General features: G+C 56.6%; 16 protein-coding genes. 8 read left to right on the top strand and 8 right to left on the bottom strand.

Going from position 1 to position 18,712, the window contains the following annotated elements:
- Nucleotides 1–58 precede the first annotated feature (58 nt).
- Genes VM163_05140 through VM163_05150 form a run of 3 tightly spaced genes read right to left on the bottom strand, consistent with a single transcriptional unit; the run spans nucleotide 59 to nucleotide 3,448 of the window.
- On the bottom strand, nucleotides 59–862 hold the full coding sequence (locus VM163_05140; GenBank protein ID HUT03257.1) for an SAM-dependent chlorinase/fluorinase: 804 nt from the start codon (nucleotides 860–862) through the stop codon (nucleotides 59–61).
- 46 nt (nucleotides 863–908) lie between these two features.
- A complete protein-coding gene (locus VM163_05145; GenBank protein ID HUT03258.1) occupies nucleotides 909–1,112 on the bottom strand; it encodes a DUF2905 family protein in 204 nt (67 codons plus the stop codon).
- A 2-nt stretch (nucleotides 1,113–1,114) separates the two neighbouring features.
- On the bottom strand, nucleotides 1,115–3,448 hold the full coding sequence (locus tag VM163_05150) for a sulfatase (protein HUT03259.1): 2,334 nt from the start codon (nucleotides 3,446–3,448) through the stop codon (nucleotides 1,115–1,117).
- 687 nt (nucleotides 3,449–4,135) lie between these two features.
- Between VM163_05150 and VM163_05155 the strand changes: the two genes are divergently transcribed.
- From VM163_05155 to VM163_05190, 8 genes are all read left to right on the top strand, one after another.
- Nucleotides 4,136–5,134 carry an RnfABCDGE type electron transport complex subunit D gene (locus VM163_05155; protein HUT03260.1) on the top strand — a complete coding sequence of 333 codons (999 nt, stop codon included), beginning with the start codon at nucleotides 4,136–4,138 and terminating at the stop codon, nucleotides 5,132–5,134.
- On the top strand, nucleotides 5,134–5,703 hold the full coding sequence (locus VM163_05160; protein HUT03261.1) for an RnfABCDGE type electron transport complex subunit G: 570 nt from the start codon (nucleotides 5,134–5,136) through the stop codon (nucleotides 5,701–5,703). Before VM163_05155 ends, VM163_05160 begins: the two co-directional genes overlap by 1 nt.
- Nucleotides 5,704–5,746: 43 nt before the next feature.
- Nucleotides 5,747–6,340, top strand: coding sequence for an electron transport complex subunit E (locus tag VM163_05165; GenBank protein HUT03262.1), 594 nt, complete (start codon nucleotides 5,747–5,749; stop codon nucleotides 6,338–6,340).
- Between the two features lie 19 nt (nucleotides 6,341–6,359).
- Entirely contained in the window at nucleotides 6,360–6,941 is a 582-nt protein-coding gene (rsxA, locus tag VM163_05170; GenBank protein ID HUT03263.1) for an electron transport complex subunit RsxA, read from the top strand.
- Nucleotides 6,942–7,520: 579 nt separating this feature from the next.
- A complete protein-coding gene (locus tag VM163_05175; protein HUT03264.1) occupies nucleotides 7,521–8,969 on the top strand; it encodes a radical SAM protein in 1,449 nt (482 codons plus the stop codon).
- A gap of 155 nt (nucleotides 8,970–9,124) precedes the next feature.
- Nucleotides 9,125–10,450 carry an NAD(P)-binding protein gene (locus VM163_05180; GenBank protein ID HUT03265.1) on the top strand — a complete coding sequence of 442 codons (1,326 nt, stop codon included), beginning with the start codon at nucleotides 9,125–9,127 and terminating at the stop codon, nucleotides 10,448–10,450.
- Between the two features lie 4 nt (nucleotides 10,451–10,454).
- Nucleotides 10,455–11,363 carry a GTPase Era gene (era, locus tag VM163_05185; protein HUT03266.1) on the top strand — a complete coding sequence of 303 codons (909 nt, stop codon included), beginning with the start codon at nucleotides 10,455–10,457 and terminating at the stop codon, nucleotides 11,361–11,363.
- A complete protein-coding gene (locus VM163_05190) occupies nucleotides 11,360–12,328 on the top strand; it encodes a lysylphosphatidylglycerol synthase transmembrane domain-containing protein (protein HUT03267.1) in 969 nt (322 codons plus the stop codon). The genes era and VM163_05190 overlap by 4 nt, the downstream gene beginning before the upstream one ends.
- A gap of 211 nt (nucleotides 12,329–12,539) precedes the next feature.
- Here the strand turns inward: VM163_05190 and VM163_05195 are convergent, their stop codons facing one another.
- From VM163_05195 to tsaB, 5 genes are all read right to left on the bottom strand, one after another.
- Nucleotides 12,540–14,807 carry a hypothetical protein gene (locus VM163_05195; protein HUT03268.1) on the bottom strand — a complete coding sequence of 756 codons (2,268 nt, stop codon included), beginning with the start codon at nucleotides 14,805–14,807 and terminating at the stop codon, nucleotides 12,540–12,542.
- Nucleotides 14,808–14,828: 21 nt separating this feature from the next.
- Nucleotides 14,829–16,673 (bottom strand): DUF1565 domain-containing protein, encoded by a 1,845-nt coding sequence (locus VM163_05200; GenBank protein HUT03269.1) that lies wholly within the window; start codon nucleotides 16,671–16,673, stop codon nucleotides 14,829–14,831.
- Nucleotides 16,674–16,786: 113 nt separating this feature from the next.
- A complete protein-coding gene (locus VM163_05205) occupies nucleotides 16,787–17,386 on the bottom strand; it encodes a hypothetical protein (protein ID HUT03270.1) in 600 nt (199 codons plus the stop codon).
- Nucleotides 17,387–17,572: 186 nt separating this feature from the next.
- The gene (locus tag VM163_05210; protein HUT03271.1) at nucleotides 17,573–18,058 is read right to left on the bottom strand and encodes a GNAT family N-acetyltransferase; all 486 of its coding nucleotides are present in this window, start codon (nucleotides 18,056–18,058) and stop codon (nucleotides 17,573–17,575) included.
- A gap of 11 nt (nucleotides 18,059–18,069) precedes the next feature.
- A partial coding sequence (gene tsaB / locus VM163_05215; protein ID HUT03272.1) for a tRNA (adenosine(37)-N6)-threonylcarbamoyltransferase complex dimerization subunit type 1 TsaB occupies nucleotides 18,070–18,712 on the bottom strand: 643 nt, incomplete at its 5' end.

The raw sequence follows: 18,712 nt of genomic DNA on the forward strand, positions 1-18,712 counted from the left end.
TGTTTTGCAGGACACGGATTACCTGCGGTGCCCTACAAGGCCGACTTCTAGCCTGTATCTACGAAAAGGTAAGCGTCAGCTTCTGCCCTTTCTTCAGGCCGAGCATCTCACTTGCGCTCTTTCGCTTGACCGAGAGCTCAAGCTGGGAAGTGCTGCCGAACAGAAGGGAGGGCTTGCCCGATTCGCATTCAGCGTAGAAGCGCTTGAGTTCGGACAATACAAGGCTGCCGATCTCGAGCTGGAACGTGTGTTCGGGGGCCTCCTCCAGCATCTGCTCGAACCTGTCCCGAGTAACGTTCGTGATGAGGTTGCCGAATGAATCGATGTGAATGACCTCCCCCTCAAGCTTCCCATCTTCACTGGCAATAGGGGCAGGCAGCTTGAGGTCAACGTAGTCATCGATCATCTCGCCGAAGTTCTCTATCTCTATTCCCTTGCTCAACCAGGCTGCGATCGGCGCGAAGATGTCCCGCCCATGGAAGGTTGAGGAGAGCGGCCGGAGGTAGTAGTGCTCCGCGTCGATGGCGAAGACGCTTATGTCCTCCGGGTCCTGAAAGAGACCCGACAGCACCCCGTTGTCAGGTGCGATGAAGTGATGGCCATTGATCGAGGCGATAAGCGGTCTTCGCTCGCTTCCGACAGTGGGGTCAACGATGACAACGTGGATAGTCCAATTGGCGAAGTAGTGATAGGTGTTGGCGATGATGAAACAGGCGCCCATTATGTCGTGCCGCCTTATCTCGTGCGTGATATCGACGATATTCACGTCGGGATTTATGTTAAGCATCACTGCCTTCATGGACGCAGCATAATTGTCCCGCGTGCCAAAATCCGTCGTGAGTGTAATAATAGGATTCTTCATTACCAAGGTCTCCCAGGTCTTAACGCGGAGCTAGTCCAAAAAGGCCTCATCTCCGCCCAAAGATGTTCAAAAGCAATGTTAGAATGATGCTTATCAATATACTTGAGGCGATGGGTATGTAAAGAGCAAAGTTTCTGCGCCTGATCAAAATGTCCCCCGGCAGGTGGCCTATCCCCAACCTCGGGGCCACCGATACGATTACACCAAGCAAAACAATCGCAACGCCCAAAATTATCAGAAATCTTCCCAACGTTACCTCACATATCCTAACGTCTTGAGCGCCTCGCGTCTTCTGGCATCGATCTTGACGGAGCCCACGCTGCGGCTGGACTTCTGGCTTGGCTGGCCCGGGACGCAGAAGATGAGCACGCCCTCCTGTCTGCCTCGGCCATTCGTTATCGCGATCAACGCATCGAGGTCCACGGCCGCGTCAGCGGGATTGAGGGTGAAGGGGCTAGATTCAGGGCGGCCGCAGCCGGCGCGGACGCGGTCGAGGCAGCCTGAGTTGTCATCGATCTTGAGCTCGATAGTCAGCGGCATGTCCGGCGGCTCTACACGAAACGAAAGGAGGCTTTCGTAAGTGCTGAGGCTCTTGGTGAATTCAATCTGATGATCGTCATGGTCGAGAACCTCGTCGAGACAGCTAAGACTGTAGATGTCCTTGAAGCGGCCCTCAGTCCGTATCTCGCCCGAGAACTTCGATTGCAGCGGCGTTGAGAACAGAATCCGCCAGCCCGGCGATGATAGGTCGAACAGCTTTCGATATGCCTTTTCTCTGAGGGATTTCGTGAGCTCTGGCTCGACGGCGATGAGGTTCTCCGTCTCGTGCGGGTCGTTTCGCAGGTCGTAGAGCAGCTCTGGGCTTCGGTAGTTCAAGCCCTTGTAGTTGTAGATGTTGGGCGTGATGTACTTCAGGACGCTCGAACGCAGGCAAAGCCTCATGACGCCGTGCGCGGCGGTCTCCGACACGTAGAAACGGTCGTCCGGGAGCGCAGTATTCGGCTCGGCGAAGAGCGACCTGCCGGGGCCAGCGATAGCGCCTCCGAGGCCAACCTCAGAGAGGATGGTCGGCGCCACATCGATGAGCCCAACCTGATGCTTGACGCGCAGGCCAGCGTTTTGTAAGTGCGGCAGCTTCACGATGAGCGGCACCCGAATCTGCTCCTCGAACAGCCTGAAGCCGTGAGAAAGCGACCTGTGGTCCCAGAACTCCTCACCGTGATCGGACGTTACGACGATCATTGTGTTCTGCCACAGGCCGAGCTCCTTGAGCCTGTCAAAGAATGACGAGAGCTCGTCATCAACGAACCTGATCTCGCCATCATAAAGCGCGATGGAGCCTTGTATGTCGGTCTCGGTGGGCCGTCTCCGCCTGCCCAGGAAGGCCTTCACTGGGCTTTTGTATTCCTTTCTTAGGCACTCCTTCTCTCCAGAGGGGCAGAACATCGTGTCGTACGGCTCCGGCGGGTTATAGGGATCGTGCGGGTCGAAAAAATGCAGAAACATGAAGAACCGCTTGTCGTAGTGCCTGTCCAGCATCGCAAGCGCCTCGTCAACCACCTCGTCGGCACGCTGCGGGCAGTGAAAGTAATACTCGTCAAATCCCTGCGCAAGGCCATAGTCGGGGAACAGATACTCAAAACTCGCCACGCCGAGCGTCAGGAAGGAGTTTTCGCGCATGACCTCGGCAAGCGTCAGCGCCTCGTCCGAGAGGCCCTGGTAGAAGTTTTGCACGCCGTGCTGAGACGGCATAAGCCCCGTGAAAAGCGAGGCGTGGGAGGGCAACGTCCAGGGCGCCGCAGTAATTGCCTGCTCGAAGACGACCGAATCTGCCGCCAGTTTGTCGAGATTCGGCGTGGTGGGACGCTGATAGCCGAGGCAGGACAGGTGATCTGCCCGCAGTGTGTCGATGCTGATCAGAATGACGTTTACGCTCTCGTGGCACTCGTCGCGGCTTGCGATGAACGGATTGCTCCAAAGCGCGTAGTCATATCTTGTGTCGGCATTACGGCTGAAAGGAGGCCGAATGGGATAAGTCCCGCGAGTTACGAACCTGAGTGCAATGTCCCGGCCCGAAAACGCCGATAGATCGACCCTGGCGTTGAACCACCTTTTGTCCTGCTTGCGCATCTTGGGATCAATATAGTGCGAGAAGAGCATCTGCTCGTGGCCGGCGCGCTCGACCAAGACGTCGAATTGGCAACCGTCCCCCGCCCTTGACCACGCGTCGGGCGAGATGCCATATCCGAAATCCAGGACGGCGTTGAAGGGGACGTGCACGGTGCATTCTATTGAAGTCTGGCTTGGGGCGAATATCGCACTGCGCTGCTCATTGGCGATGGTTACCTTCTTTTTCATTCCCATCCTGTTGGCTACAAGATAGGAGTCATTGTTCGTCATCACGTCAGCGAAAGGCATTATATCTGATGCGGTGGCGGTCGAGAGGATGCGCCCGTTCTCCAGCGAATCAACCATATTCCAGTGCCTGATAGCCCCTGAGCCCGGCGCAGAGCTCTCGCTCTGGCACCCGAACATGCCTGCGATCCCAACCGCAAGCAACGATATCGAAAGGCCCCAAGCCTTCATCTATCAGCCCCTTCAAGCATGTTTTGCGGCCCTATTCCCCGTGGATTAGCTCCGAACTCCAGCAGTTAGCCAGCGACTCAACTGCCTTGGTCCCAAGCGCCCAAAACCCTATCACCAACCTCATCCGGCTGCAATACCGATGCCGCCTCAAATTATTTGGGTCTGCCCTTTCAGGAGTTTCCCCAAGACCTGGCTTGGGTAAGTTGTGTTATGGGCTGTGCAGTGGCGATTTGGGCGTTGAGGCAGTGGAATTGGCCAGCTCGGCTGATGTGGCCCTAAAAGGGCCTGACGTGAGTAGCCCCGTGTGCAACGCGGGGTCATGGGCGTGCCCGAATTCGTCTTGGCGACCCTGAAGGGGTCGAACAAATTCAGAGATTAACGGTACCGTTCGACCCCTTCAGGGTCGCTTTTCAGGAGGTTTGGGACAACCTGTCCGCAGGTTTCACCTGCGGCTACTCACGTGTTCCCCCTACGGGGAAAGGGTCCACAGCCAGGGGAAGCTGGCCGATGCCGATAACCCATCTGTTCCCGCTTTCGGGAGAAGAATGGGGAAACTCCTCTGTCCTTTGCCTTGACATACGATCGGCCAACCGTATTATTGGTGCGTTTTTGACCAAGCTTCACTGTCGCAGGTCAGGCTAAACAGGTATCTGTACAGAGAATCAACAGAGATTTCGAAGCACGATAATGCAGCAGTCTGATCTCGCTGACGTTCTGGTCGTCTCCTCCTCGCCGCATATAAGGGCGCAAGAATCCGTTAGCAGGATAATGTGGGACGTCAACCTCGCGCTCTTGCCGGCCGCGATAGTGGGCGTCTATTTATTCGGGCCGCCGGCTCTTATTACAATCGTGTTGACTGTTCTCTCGACCGTTGTGTCCGAGGCCGTTTTATCGCGGCTCTTCGGGAAACCCATGAGGCTTTGGGACGGCAGCGCCGTGGTTACGGGCCTCTTGCTGGCGTTCAACCTCCCGCCCTCGGTGCCCTGGTGGTTGGTGGTCACGGGTGGTTTCATAGCGATGTTGATCGGAAAGCATCTCTATGGCGGATTGGGGTGCAACCCATTCAATCCAGCGCTCGTTGCCCGCGTCGTTCTTGTCGTCGCTTGGCCGTCATTTATGACGAGGTTTCCTGCCCCGTTCGGAGGCAGGCACGGTGTTGACGCGGTCTCTACTGCGACGCCGCTCGACTTTCTGAAGCAGGACGTAACAATGGGGCTTCACCTGAAGAACTCTGCCAACATCTCCCTGTGGGACCTTTTCGTCGGAAACATCCCCGGCTGCATCGGAGAGGTCTCAGCCCTTGCGCTGCTCCTGGGTGCGGCCTATCTGCTGCTCAGAAAGGTGATTACGTGGCATATCCCAGTGGCCTACATCGGAACGGTTGTTCTCTTCTCAGGCATATACTGGCTCATTGATCCCACAAGTTATGCAAGCCCAGCATTTCACGTCTTCTCCGGCGGCCTGATGCTCGGCGCATTGTTCATGGCAACCGACATGGTTACCACACCGGTCACCGCAAGGGGCATGCTCATCTTCGGCGTTGGTTGCGGTCTTCTAACAATGATCATAAGGTTCTATGGCGGGTATCCGGAGGGCGTCTCGTTCTCTATTCTGATTATGAATGGCCTGACGCCTCTAATAGACAAGTTCACGAAACCTAGGATTCTGGGGGAGGTGAAGAGATAGTGGACAGCGTCCCTAAGATGGTTGCCGTCCTAACCCTTGTCTGCTGCGCCGCGGCGCTTGCTCTCTCGCAGGTCTATAACGTTACGAAGCAGCCGATTGAGAATGCCGAGAAGAATGAGCAGTTGAAGGCGATAAAGGCGGTGCTTCCTCCTTACGACAATGACCCGCTCAAGGAGGTTGATAAGCACAAGTATGAGAAGGTCCAATACGAGTTCTACGTGGGAAAGAAGGCCGACAAGACCGTGGGCAGAGCCTTCAAGGTCCAGTCCGACGCCGGATATGGAGGCGCTATCGTGATCATGCTGGGGATAGCCCCAGATGGCAAGATCACCGGGCTTTACATACTCAAGCACTCGGAGACGCCAGGGCTTGGCGCAAAGATCGTTGAGAAGGGTTTTTTGGGCCAGTTCGTTGGCAAGTCGCTCGCAAACTCAAAGGTATCCGTCAAGAAAGATGGCGGCGACATTGACCAGATCACGGGCGCCACGATCTCACCCAGGGCAGTCTGCCTCGCCGTTCGGCAGGGGCTTGTGGCTCACAAAGCGATTTACCAGAAGGAGAAGAGCTGACAGGGATGGATAGAGGAATATCAGCTGGACGAGGTGTGAACTGTTGAGAGCGTTGGATGAGTTTACAAAAGGGTTCTGGGAGAGTAACCCGCTCCTGAAGTTGGTGCTCGGAATGTGTCCAACCCTTGCCGTAACGACATCAGCGGAGAACGGTGTCGCCATGGGTCTTGCGGCAACTTTCGTCCTAGTCTGCTCTAACGTCCTGATCTCCGCACTCCGGAAGATCATACCCAGAAAGGTCAGAATCCCCTGCTTCATCGTTGTCATCGCATCGTTTGTCACGATCGTCGATCTCGTCATGCACGCCTTTTTCATCGACCTTTACAGGAGCCTGGGTCTTTTTATCCCTCTGATCGTGGTCAACTGCATCATCCTGGGCCGGGCAGAGGCGTTCGCATCCCGCAATACAGTCGGTTACTCTTTTCTCGATGGCCTCGGCATGGGGCTCGGGTTCACGGTTACGCTGATCGTTTTGGGAACAATCCGCGAGCTCATTGGCAATGGGACCGTCTTCGGGCTCGCCGTGATGGGCGCAAGCTATCAGAAGTTTCTCATTATGATACTCCCTCCCGGCGCCTTCATAACGCTAGGGCTCTTGCTGGGCTTGATGAATAAGATCGAAATTAGCAGAAAATAGATAGTCCGAGAGAACTCAAATGACCCACATACTACTTCTGATCATTAGCGCCATATTCGTAAACAACTTTGTCCTCGCAAGATTCCTCGGAATCTGCCCATACCTCGGCGTCTCCAAACGGCTCGAAGCCGCTGTCGGGATGGGTGCGGCAGTCGTATTCGTTATGACGATGGCCTCGATCGTCGCATGGGTTATCCAATACTACCTGCTTGTCCCGCTGGACCTCGAATACCTTCAGATCATCACGTTCATCCTCGTCATCGCTGCCCTTGTGCAACTGGTCGAGATGTTCATCCAAAAAACCAGCCAGCCGCTCTACAAGGCCCTCGGCATCTACCTACCGCTGATAACAACCAACTGCGCTGTCCTCGGCGTGTGCATCCTCATTATCCAGAAGAAATACTCGCTCATCGAAACTCTCTTCTACGGATTCGCCTCATCGGTTGGCTTTGCTCTGGCGCTAGTCATCTTTGCTGGCATCAGGGAGCGCATCGAGCTGATGGACGTCCCTGAAGCCTTGAAGGGGGTCTCGATAGGCCTCATCACTGCCGGCATCCTCTCTCTTGCCTTCATGGGGTTCTCCGGCCTCGTCAAGGAATAGGCGGCGAGCCGCTGCTGGCCTGGCTCGTACGGCCGCGTGACCCGTCTGAGCCGGAAAGCACGACGGGCCGTCTCGATTGCTGGGGATGTTTGTGTTCCAATGCTTCACGTGAACTGAACGGTTCGATCCGCGCGCCAGTAGGAGCTCTCCAGCAGGAGATACGAGAGTCTGAGCTATGCTAGAACTTAATGAGCCTGATACAAGGGCCAAACTCATTGACCCGGCCATACATAAGCGCGGCTGGACATAGGACCTCATTCGGCGCGAACAGACGGCTGGCGCGGTCGAGATTATGAGTGGCCGACCTATACGTCTCGACCAGCAATCACCCGCAGAAAACCACCAAAAACAGCCAAAAATCGCCATAGCGACTCTGCTATATACAACATCCTGTCATCCAACCCAAAACCACCACCGGTCGCATCTCACCACCACCCAACAACCCACTCCTGCGGAACTGCTGTCCATGCGGCCTGTCGGTTGACAGGCGCCCTCTTTGACGGCTATACTCGCCAAGACCTTGAGGTTTGTCGCCCATCTTAGTTTGATAAGCTTTTATTCTCGGAGGCAATCGGCCAAATGGCTGAAGTTGTTTTGGTGGAGCCGATATTCGGGCACTGGGATGCGTTGAGGACGAGGCCGACTCCGCCGCTGGGACTCCTTGCCGCCGCTCGTTTTGTGGCGCGGGAGTTCGAGACGGTGCTCATCGACCAGAGAACGGATGAGCACTGGCGGGACAGTCTGCTTCGGGAGCTGAACTCGTCGCCGCTCTGCGTCGGCATCCACAGCCTGACAGGCAACCAGATCAAACACGCGCTCGAGATCGCCTCATTTGTGCGAGAGCATTCAGACGTGCCGCTCGTCTGGGGCGGTGCACACACGACTCTGCTCCCTGAGCAGTCGCTGGGCGACCCCTGCGTTGACATCATCGTCGAGAGCGAGGGCGAGGAGACCTTCTTAGCGCTGGTGCGGACGCTCAAATCGGGCGGAGACCTTGGGCAAGTGCGTGGGCTATGGTTTGTGCGCGATGGCAAGCCACACTACACCGGCCCGCGCCAATTTGTTGAGATGGACACATTGCCTGAGATGCCATACAGCCTGGTGGATTTCACTGACTATTTGCCGCTGGAATTCGAGAAGCCGACATTCTACGTCGAGAGCTCCCGCGGCTGCCCCAACAACTGCTCGTTCTGCTACAACAAAGCCTTCCACAAGCGCACGTGGCGCGCTTTCTCGGCGGACGTTTTCGTCGAGCGAATGCTCAACGCCGCCGAGAGGTTCAACGTGGAACATTTCTATATTGTCGATGAGAACTACTCCGTTGACATTGGGCGAGTGAAGAGCATCTCCGAGGCGCTTGTCGGTGCGGGCATCACTTGGACCACGACGGGCGGGCACATCCCAGAGGCCTCAACGCTGAGCGACGCGGACTTCAAGCTCTTGGAGAGAAGCGGGTGCAGGAGGCTTTATTTCGGGGTCGAGTCGGGCTCGGAGCGCATCCTCAAACGCGTTGGCAAGAAGCTGAAGATGCAGCAGCTTTTCGACGTGAACCGGCGCCTCGCCAAAGTCGATATAATCCCACGATACAGTTTCATAACGGGGTTGCCATACGAGCGGGGTGCGGACCTAAGAAAGACTGTGGAGCTGATCATGCGTGTCATGCGGGAGAACCCAAAGGCAACGATCACAGCACTCGCGAGTTATATTCCATATCCGGGCTCCGATCTCTATGAGGATTCTTTGCGTTATGGATTCGAGGAGCCAGGCACGCTTGCCGAGTGGGGCGAGCTGAAGATGGAGCGAGGGAACATGCCTTGGCTCTCGAGGCACGACAGGAGAGTGCTTCAGAGCTTATACTTTGTCTCATTCTTCATCGATTCGAAGGCGAAAGATTTTGTGTGCACCAGGTTGCTGTCGATTTTGGCGTCGCTTTACAGGCCGATAGCGCGGTTTCGGATGAAGCATTTCTTCTTTGGGCTCATGCCAGAGATGAGGATGTCGCAGACCTATTCTGACCGGGCCAATTGATGATGCGGCAGACTTCAGCGGCGTGTGTCAGAGGTCGTGTGGTGATTCCGTGCAAGGTTATGTCGCGAGGGGCCTACGCTGAATAAGTCGGTAGATAAGTGGCCACGCCCGGCTCTTGTGGTCGGAAGATGCGTTAAGTTTCTCAGAGGATTTTGATGAGCAGCAGCAAGAGACGAGTGCACATAGTCGGGGCGGGCGTAAACGGGCTAACAGTCGGCTACGCGCTGGCTCAGCGTGGTTTTGAGGTCGTGGTGCTGGAGAAGTTGGGATGTGTTGGGGGGCTGGCGAGGAGTTTCAGGTATGGGGATTTCGCCTTTGACATCGGGCCGCACAGGTTTCATACCGACAATCCGCGGGTGAGCAAGTTCATCGAGAGCATATTGGGCGACGAGGCCTTAACGATTGAGCGGCATTCTAGCGTCCTTCTCTTCGGGAAATACTACCACTGGCCGCTTAGGCCGCACTCGTTACTCAGACTGCCGAAGTCGGCGCTTGTCAGGTGTTTTTTTGACCTGTTCAAGCGGCCGAAGTTCACAACTGAGCGTTTCGACGACTACATCAAGAGCAAATACGGCCCAACTCTTTACGAGATATTCTTTCACGACTACACTCTCAAGTACTGCTGGACTGACCCGGCAAAACTGCACGCAACCTGGGCGTCAGCGAGCATTGACAGGGCGATCATTGACAAGCGGGCGAGCATGAACACGCTCTTCGATACGCTGAAAGTAACGCTGATGCCGAAGCCCGTTACCACTAAGTTTGTCTATCCCAAGCACGGTGTTGACGTGTTCAGCACGAAGCTTGCGGCCCGCATCGAATCGCTCGGGGGCCGAGTAGTTCTTGACGTGGACAACATTGAGCTTTCGACCGCGAAGGGCCGGGTGACGTCGGTCTCCTACGGTGGCGAGAAGGATGACGTGGATGTTCTTGTCTGGACAGCGCCGATCCCGCTGCTTGCCGAGAAGATCGGGCTTCGAAAACCGAACCTGCGCTACCTTTCGCTTGTGGCTTTTAACACCGAGATCGATCACAAAGTTGGCCTCGATGACCAGTGGATATACTTCCCCAGCAAGGACCTGACGCTCACGAGGGCTTCGTTTCCGGAGAACTTCAGCCCGTTCATGGTTCCCGAGGGCAAAAGCGGCATCTGCGTGGAGATAACAAGCCCGGGGCCAGCTGACATGGAGTTCGCAGCCTCCAGACAAAAGAACATAATCAACGACCTTGAGAAGGTCCGCCTATGCAGCCGCCAGAGCATTCTAGACATCCACATCGAGCGAGTGGACAACACATACCCACTTTACGAGCTCGGCTACATTGAGGAAAAGCAGCGCTTCAAAGAGGCGCTCAAGAGCTTTGCCAACGTGCGGCTCGCCGGGCGAACTGGCCTATTCTGGTATAACAACATGGATAACTCGATTGGGCAGGCGCTTCAGCTTGCCGACGAGCTCGCCCCGGAAGGCGAGCTGCAAGATTAGGGGCATGGCACAGACCGTTTTTAGGTCAGGTTACGTATCGATTATCGGCCGGCCGAACGTCGGGAAATCGACATTGCTGAACCTCATCGTTGGCGCAAAGATCGCCATCATCACCGACAAGCCCCAGACAACGCGCAATCGCATTCTGGGCATCAAGAACCTCCCTGAGGCGCAGGCGATCTTTCTGGACACGCCCGGCATCCATAAGCCGCCCAAATTGATGAACAAGATCATGGTCAAGACCGCGATGCAAGCCACGTCCGGCATGGACATCATCATCTTTCTCACCCAAGTGCAAAGGAAAGTCCATCCCCAGGATATCTTCATTCTAAAGTGCCTCTGCCGAGCAAAATGCCCGGTTCTTCTGGCGATAAACAAGTGCGACCTGTTGCCAAAGCATCCGGAGATCGACATCGAGAACATCACACAACGCTACCAGTCGCTTCTGGATTTCCGTGAGACTTTCCATATCTCGGCACTTGAGAACAGGAACGTCGATGCCCTCCTTGAGTCGGTGATTGGCTTGCTGCCCGAAGGCCCGATGTATTATCCGCAGGAGACTGTTACCGACCTTTCGGAGGAGTTCATTCTTGCCGAAATAGTCCGGGAGAAGCTGATGATGCTCACGCAACAGGAGCTGCCGTATTCGACGGGCGTTGTGGTCGAGTCTATCGAGGAGCAGGAAAAGGGTGACCAGACGCTCGTTCGGATTCACGCTACTATCTACGTTGAACGGTCAAGCCAGAAGATTATAGTGATCGGTAAAAACGGGCAGATGCTGAAAAGAGCTGGGACGCTCGCGCGCAAGGACATGGAGACGATGTTGGGGTTGCACGTCTTTTTGAAACTGTTTGTCAAGGTCAGGGAGAGATGGACCGAGAACAAGACAATACTCAAGAGGATGGGCCTTTGAGCCTAATTCACCGGCTGCGAAGGAAGCTCATCGTGGCGATCGTTCTCGGGGCGTGCATCTTCCTTGCCATCTCGCTCTACTCGGACTTCGACAAGGTCGCCAAGGCCCTGGCCAGCTTCAAGCTTTACTACCTCCCGCTCGTCCTTGGACTTGCCTTCCTCAACTACATACTCAGGTTCTGCAAATGGCACTACTACTTGAGACTTCTGGACGTGAAGATATCCAAGGCCCAGAGCTTCAAGGTCTTTCTGGCCGGGCTCACGATGACGATAAGCCCCGGCAGGTTCGGGGAGGTCGTGAAGTCGCTTTTCGTCAAGATGATCGATGGCTCACCGATCGCCAAAACAGCCCCAATTGTCGCCGCCGAACGCTTCACGGACTTCATCGGTTTCTTGATACTCTCCGCCTACGGCGCCGTCGCATTCGCTACCGGCGGCAAGGTCCTTTTGGTGAGCACCGCGTTTACGGTCGCTGTCATTCTGATTGTCGGCAGCCGGCGCCTCGCCGAATCGCTTCTCAGACTCATGGGCAGGATACCGCTTCTGCGAAGATTCACCGACAAGGCGTTCGAGGCCTACGAATCGATCTACCAACTGATAGCGCTCAGGCGACTCGTGCCGGCCGTGGCGTTGAGCGTCGTCTCCTGGGCCTGCGAGTGCGTTGCATTCTACGTTGTGCTCGAGGCGCTTGGCCTCACGAGGTGCGTAGGTTTCCTGGACGCGGTGTTCATCTACGCCTTCTCGACCATAGCCGGCGCCATTACGATGATGCCGGGCGGGATAGGCCTGACCGAGGTCAGCCTCACCGGTCTTTTGGTGAAGATCTCTTGCGAAATCCCCATTCAGACGAGCTTGGCCGCAGCAGCGACGATCATTATCCGCCTGTGCACGCTCTGGTTTGCCGTCGTGGTCGGCATCATCGCCTCGGCGATGCTGAAGGACGCGGGGGATGCGGAGAAGGGTTGATTCTGGGCGGCGAGCCGCCCAGTGTCTGGGCACCCAGCCGAGAGCCTCGGCTCCCATATCTTCTTCTACCAGCGAATGAAAGCTGTCGGCTCGCACGTTCCGAGCTCGCCTCAGGCAGCTATCCAGAGTGGGGGTCGATGCTGAAGCGCAGCCTCGGCCCAGAGTAAGGGAGCGGGGTTACCGCCCTCGGCCCAGAGTGAGGGAGGGGAGGCTAGATAACTCGGACGACAGTGGTGCAGCCGCTGACTATCCTGCCATGGAGGTTCTGCGCGATGCGAACGTAATAGACCGAGCCCGGCTTGGCCTTCTTGGGGACGCGAATCTTGACGTCGAACGTATTCGTGCGCTTGCCGCCCATCAGCTTGTAGGGAAGCACCACGCCGCCCATTCGCTTCTCAAGGCCTTTGTTGTCATCCGGCAGAAACAGGATGCCCTTCTCCTTGTATTCATTGATGGTGGTCAAGGCCTCGCTATCGCCGCACGTCCTCAGGAAGACCTGAAGAGGCGCAGGGTCCTCTGTCTGGCCCTGCCGGGCCGTCTCGAAGGGATGGCTCACAACGGCCTCCAGCGCCCCCTCGATGCTTTCTAGGTCGTGAGGCGTTCCCAAGAGGCGATGCAGTGTAATCGCCTGAGCAGGTTCGAGGCTAATGGCCGAGATGTTTCTCATCGCTATGTTGTTGTCCCAAGCTGGCTCCCAGGGATAGACTATCGGGTCTGGGTTGCACCTGTTCTTCGGGTCGTCGCCTGGCGGAAACCCTCGGTGATTCTCGCACTTGCAGATAGCGTAAACAACCGCGAGAAAGCACACATGAGAGCCCGAGACGGTCTGGCCGGTGCTCGGGTCGATGAGCTGTGGCGGCGTCCAGTCCGCAAAAGGCGCATTGACCTCGGCGTTGCCGTCACAGCCAGCTCTTCTCGGCACAGTAAACGGCCCGAAGTGAGGCGCCCCGCCGCCGCCCTCGGCGGCAGGCGGCCGTATGATCTGCCAGTCGTCCATCTGCGGGGTTCCAGAATACGCCCAGTAATACCTAATATAGGCGTTCCCAAACCAGTGTTTGCGCTCCGCACCTGGGGGCCATTTCCAGGTCCAGGGATAACCGCCCTGGGCAGGCTCACCGTCGAGGTCCCGATCGCCTCTGTTCCGCACCTGTGCCCAGATCCTGTATTTAAGGCCGAACTTTATCTCGTCTCCCACATCGACAGCCCGTTCATACCACTGCTCCTTACTCACGTCAGGGAACGGCCCCTCTACGATCTTGATGTCCGGGCTCTCCCAGAAAGTCTCCTGGGAATACGGCGCGCCATCGTCATCCGGGTGCGTCTTGATCCACAGGTCGATGATATTGCCCCTGAGGCAATGATTACGCTTCCACCGCCAGATCTTCACAGGGAAATCCTGCGGTTGCCATTTATTCTGATAAAACAAAGCCTGGTCATAAGGGCTGTGAATCGCCTCTTGGTAAACCTCGTTCAGTTTGCTTCTGACGTGCAGCACTCGTGTCTCATATTGCACTGTGACGTGGCCAGACGGCCCGGCCGGGGTATTCCAAGCGTGTTCAACTACGTATCGGGCTTTCACGTTCACGGGGGCCACCTTCCACACGACCGCCCAGTGATGTCCGACAGCATACTCGACGATGTCGCCGACGCGCACGTCATCGTCAGAGAGTACCTGCTCGAGATCCTTGGTGAGGATATGCAATTCCCCGGGCGACCAGGCACGTCTGGGCAACCATATTAGTCCGGCGCAGAAATATCTTCCCGTCGGCCCGAGCAACTCCCATGATCTGTCAAAGTGAAAGTACTTACAGGTTTCGCCCAAGAAGGGCGCGTACACGGGCGGTTCGCCCTCGAGCACCACCCGATCGGCGCCCTCGAACGGAGCTTCCCGGGGCGGGGGCCATCGCACCGTGCACCAGTTATCCTCGGTACGGCCACCTTCCTCCGCGGGGACAGCCCATCCGAAGTGAGTATCGCCCGTGTCCTCACCATCCCAATTAGTGATTCCCGGAATGGGCCACAGCTCTGGAGAAACAGTCCCGCGCTGATAACGGTCAATTGACAAAATAGAAGCTAGAATCGCGGTCGCGTGCGATTCGCCGGATTGCGACCCTGTCATTCTGCCCGCGAGAAGCAACTCTCTCGAGATCCACTGTGGCGCGAGGCTTTTTAAGAGAGCTGCGGAGTGGTCTGTTGGGCTAGCGAGCGGGGCCATGACAAGATGCGCCGCCGTATCGGGCGCCGTCTGACACAATATCCAGAACAGACAAGCCTGGGCCAATCGCGGCGTAGCGGCTCCGTTTTTCCGGAGCTCCCAGCAGATGAGAGGCGCCGCATGACGCCCAGCCTTGAGGAGCCGCTGGACAAGCGGGTCATTCCGAAACGACATCACAAGATCTGACATGAGTCTTGCGCGCTGGGCCGATGGAATCGCGTTCGGCTGCATGAGCTTCTTGATAATGTAGAGGTAAGTAGCCATTTCAAGTACTCGTCCTACAATTCAAGGCAGTTGGTTTGCTTTCGTCCACGATTCGAAGGGAATGGGATAATGGTATCCCAAATCGACGGTCCAAAAGTCCGGCGTGCTGCGAGCTTGCGTGGTCATATATAAAAGCCCCGCATCGTCCGGGGAGCAGCTACCAGCGTCAACGCATGGGCTATTGGGGTCCAGATAATAGTGACCATAGGGCCCGTCCACAAACAGCGGGTCGGCGTGGATGTTGCCCTCGCCCTCGTCGGGGTCCTGGACACAGCAATATCTGGCCGTGCAGTTGTAGAGGTCATCCCCGTTGTTCCAGATGATGGAGTCCGTGATCTCGGAGGGCCCGTAGCTCCAGACTCCCCCACCGAGCCCCCCCGCAACGTTGTCCGCGATGGTGTTATTCTGAAACTCCGTAGGTGGATAATCACAGACCACACCGCCGCCGTCCAGCCCGGCGCTGTTCAGCGCGATTAAGTTGTTCGATATGATCTCTGCGTATTCACTAAGGATCCCGCCGCCATTGTGTTGGGATGAATTCTCTATAACGTAGTTACTGAATATGATGATGCTGGTCGCGGCCGTGTATAACCCGCCACCGCTGAGATCTGCGCTGTTGTGCTCAATCGTGTTACTCTGGACAGAGGCGTAACTGCACCAGCAGAATACACCGCCTCCGTGAGATCCAGCCGAGTTATCGGCGATCAAGTTGCCAAACACCAGGATCGTATGCCGGTAGTTGTATATTCCCCCTCCCTCGTCGGCTGAATTACCTCGTATCGTGTTGCACAATACTCCCACCCAGCTTGAGTACGAGCAGCATACCGCGCCACCCCGGCCGTCGCAGGAGTTACCCTCAATGGCGTTGTTCTGGATGGTCAGAGGGCATTCGGAGTATATCCCGCCTCCGGAATTAGTCGCGTGATTGCCTGATATTACGTTGTCTCTGACCATAGGCCAACCGCCGCCGCAGAATATCCCACCGCCATTTTGTGCCGAGTTGCCAGTAATAGTGTTGTTCGCGACCGTACAAGAAGCCGGGCACCACCGATTCTGGGTCTCGCAGTATATCCCTCCACCATCCTTGCTTTTGCCGCCTGTTATCATGAATCCCTCTATCGTCCAGTCATCGACGTAGTAACCCCAGATTACGTTGGCCGCGGACTCAGCGTCCAGAACCGTGACGTCTGCGCCGTCGCCGACAAGCGAGACCCAGCTCTTCATGTTAAGCGGGAACGTCTCGCCGTTGGTGGAGGTAGAATACACGCCGGCCGCGACGTGGATGGTTGCTGGCGCGGCGGGCGAGGCCACGACCGAGTTCAAGGCGTGCGTAATCGTCTTCCAGGGCAGGTCCTCAGAGCCATCATACCACTCGTAATCCTCTCCTAGTGCGGCGTCAACGTAGTAATCCACGCCCGTAACGGAGAAGACCGTAAATGTCCCAAAACTGGCCTCACAGACCCAGTTGAATGTGCCCGGTTCGGTCAGGACCGCGGCGAAGGAATACTCGCCAGGGTCTGCGATTGGCGGCATTCCGGAGGGCAGATCGAACGAGAAAAAGCGCTTTTGGTTCATGGTGAACCCCGCCGGCACGTAGATGCCCTCAATCCACGGGTTGATCGCCTCGGACCAGTACCAGCCGCATGTCCAGAGCGAGCCGTTGGGCGTCAGCAGACCGATATAAACGTCAACGGACATCCCCTCGCCCTGATTATCCCCCGCCAGGCTCACCTCAATCGTGTCGCCCGCCTTGTAGCTGTCCCTATCGGTTTCGATGAATACCTGAGGCGCCGCTGTTGACAGAGCCGGCAGGATTGCCAGAAGCATGATGGTAACGATAATCAAGCCGAAAACACGTATCTTCATGTCGATACCCTCCATAAAAGAGACAAGAGCATAATTCAACCGCATCGGTCTCCTAATCTACTAGATGCTTCGTCCACGAAGGGCACTAAGGGCCACGAAGAGAAGAAGCATGTTCAAGAACGCGCCTCGACCATCAATCCCTCCTCTTGCGTTTCCTCCTGCTTCGTGTGTCTTCGTGTTCTTCGTGGATCATTCCTACGATCAACCGCCAACCGCCAACGGATAACTATGAATACGGGCCGTCGGCAATGTCGGCATCCTCGACCACCCCGACGATCCGAGGGGCGGCCGCCTGTCTGGACCCACTCGCCAGTCGTGTTGTCCAGATAAAACAGACGCTCCAGATAGAGCTTCTTGATGTGCTCGAGGCGCGCCTCTTTCACAGCATCGTCGGTGAAGCCGACCACACCTGAGCGGCCTTCCTTGTCGCCAAAGGTGGCGCCCATCCGGCCGCCGCGAAGGGCTGTCGTATAGACCGTGAGCGTGACTCCGGCGTCCATCGCGATGATGCTGCCGCAGAGGTCGAAGAAGGTGTCGGCGTCCGTCGAGCCGATGACGAGGTCCTTGCTGACGGCGTATTCGCGGTTGCCGTAGCCGCCAGGCGTCACGTATTGGCCGACGGTGCCGTCCGCATCGAGGTCGGCCATCGTGTATGGGTCGTCCTGACTGCCTCCAGTTACAAAGATGGTGTCGTTCAGGAACTCAATGCCCATGTCCTTTCCTCCTTTACCATATTACATTATTGAAAAACAACAGAAAAAACCAAATCGCATTTTAGGCAACCAGAAGGGATTCTACCCCCCCCCCCGCCGCCTGTCAAGCTTTTCTTGCCGTCATGAGAAGGGCGATTCGTGAATCGCCCCTACGGCATATCTCAGGGCAGGCACGGAGACCTGCCCCTACACGTCGAGCGGCTTGACCATTACAAGGCCATCCTCGCCGTCTGGATAGTAGCCCTTTTGGACGTGGTGGAGGGTGAACCCATGCTTTTCATATAGTTCTCTCGCGATGCTGTTAGAGCTTCTAACCTCCAGCACAGCTTTCGAGAGGCCCTTCTCGAGGAGCCTTTGTATTCCCGCCACAAGGAGCCGCTCGCCGAGTTTCCTGCCCCTGAAAGGTTTCCGAATTGCGAGGTTGAGGATATGGCCTATCCCCGCTTCCCACATGAGGCATGTGTAGCCGACAGGCTTGGGCTTTGAATCGGGCGGCCTGTGCTCCAGCAGCAGTATTTCGCCGCGTGTGCCCCACCCAGACTTCGCTATGTAGAGAAAGGCTGAACGCGGCCAGGGCGGCGTGAATATCTCCTGCTCGATCTCATATATGGCCGGGAGGTCCCGGTCGCGGAACTTGCGGATCGAGAACTCGTCTGCTTTTTTACGCTCCACGGGCACACCTTTCAGGTCGAGCTGTTAGAATTGGAACTCAGGACCTTCTCTTTCGCGAGCTCAGCGTTTGATTTTCTCAAGTATCTGGGCCTGATCTGCGATGGGTCCACGCCTCCTCGCTCGCTTGCCGTCTGGGCCACGAGGCGCGCGGCACATATTCCACGAGGCTGGGAAAGGTGGATGGGCGCTATGACGTATTCGGCCTTCATACCATTCGTGATGGCCTGGGCATAGACATTCGCCCCATCTCCGAGGAATATGGTTTTCTTTTCGGAGGCGAGGCTAACGATCTCGGCTGGCCGAACGGCCTGTTCGGGAGCCTCTGGCAGGAGATTAGCGCCGTCAAACCTGAACAGAGCAGTGAAGACCTCACCCATTTTGGCGTCGATCATCGGGCAGACGAGGTGAGGGCAGCCGACGTAGTTGTTGGCTAGGGCCTCGAGCGAGCTGAAGGGAGTTAGCATCTTGCCCTGGGCCATCGCCAAGCCCTGCATGATGCTGATGCCTATGCGGAGTCCTGTGAAGGAGCCGGGCCCGATCGACACGGCGAGGACATCGACCTCTGATAGCGCCCAGCCGAGCGCGCTAAGCAGGTGATCGATGCTGCCCAACAGGCGCTGCGAGTGCGTCTGGCTGACCGACAGATTGGCCTCG

The sequence above is a fragment of the bacterium genome, from assembly GCA_035527515.1.
GTDB lineage: Bacteria > B130-G9 > B130-G9 > B130-G9 > B130-G9 > B130-G9.

Excerpts from the sequence above, each read along its gene's own strand:
- VM163_05140 (HUT03257.1), bottom strand. The coding sequence starts at position 862 with ATGAAGAATCCTATTATTACACTCACGACGGATTTTGGCACGCGGGAC.
- VM163_05150 (HUT03259.1), bottom strand. The coding sequence starts at position 3,448 with ATGAAGGCTTGGGGCCTTTCGATATCGTTGCTTGCGGTTGGGATCGCA.
- VM163_05155 (HUT03260.1), top strand. The coding sequence starts at position 4,136 with ATGCAGCAGTCTGATCTCGCTGACGTTCTGGTCGTCTCCTCCTCGCCG.
- rsxA (HUT03263.1), top strand. The coding sequence starts at position 6,360 with ATGACCCACATACTACTTCTGATCATTAGCGCCATATTCGTAAACAAC.
- VM163_05175 (HUT03264.1), top strand. The coding sequence starts at position 7,521 with ATGGCTGAAGTTGTTTTGGTGGAGCCGATATTCGGGCACTGGGATGCG.
- VM163_05180 (HUT03265.1), top strand. The coding sequence starts at position 9,125 with ATGAGCAGCAGCAAGAGACGAGTGCACATAGTCGGGGCGGGCGTAAAC.
- era (HUT03266.1), top strand. The coding sequence starts at position 10,455 with ATGGCACAGACCGTTTTTAGGTCAGGTTACGTATCGATTATCGGCCGG.
- VM163_05195 (HUT03268.1), bottom strand. The coding sequence starts at position 14,807 with ATGGCTACTTACCTCTACATTATCAAGAAGCTCATGCAGCCGAACGCG.
- VM163_05200 (HUT03269.1), bottom strand. The coding sequence starts at position 16,673 with ATGAAGATACGTGTTTTCGGCTTGATTATCGTTACCATCATGCTTCTG.
- VM163_05205 (HUT03270.1), bottom strand. The coding sequence starts at position 17,386 with ATGGGCATTGAGTTCCTGAACGACACCATCTTTGTAACTGGAGGCAGT.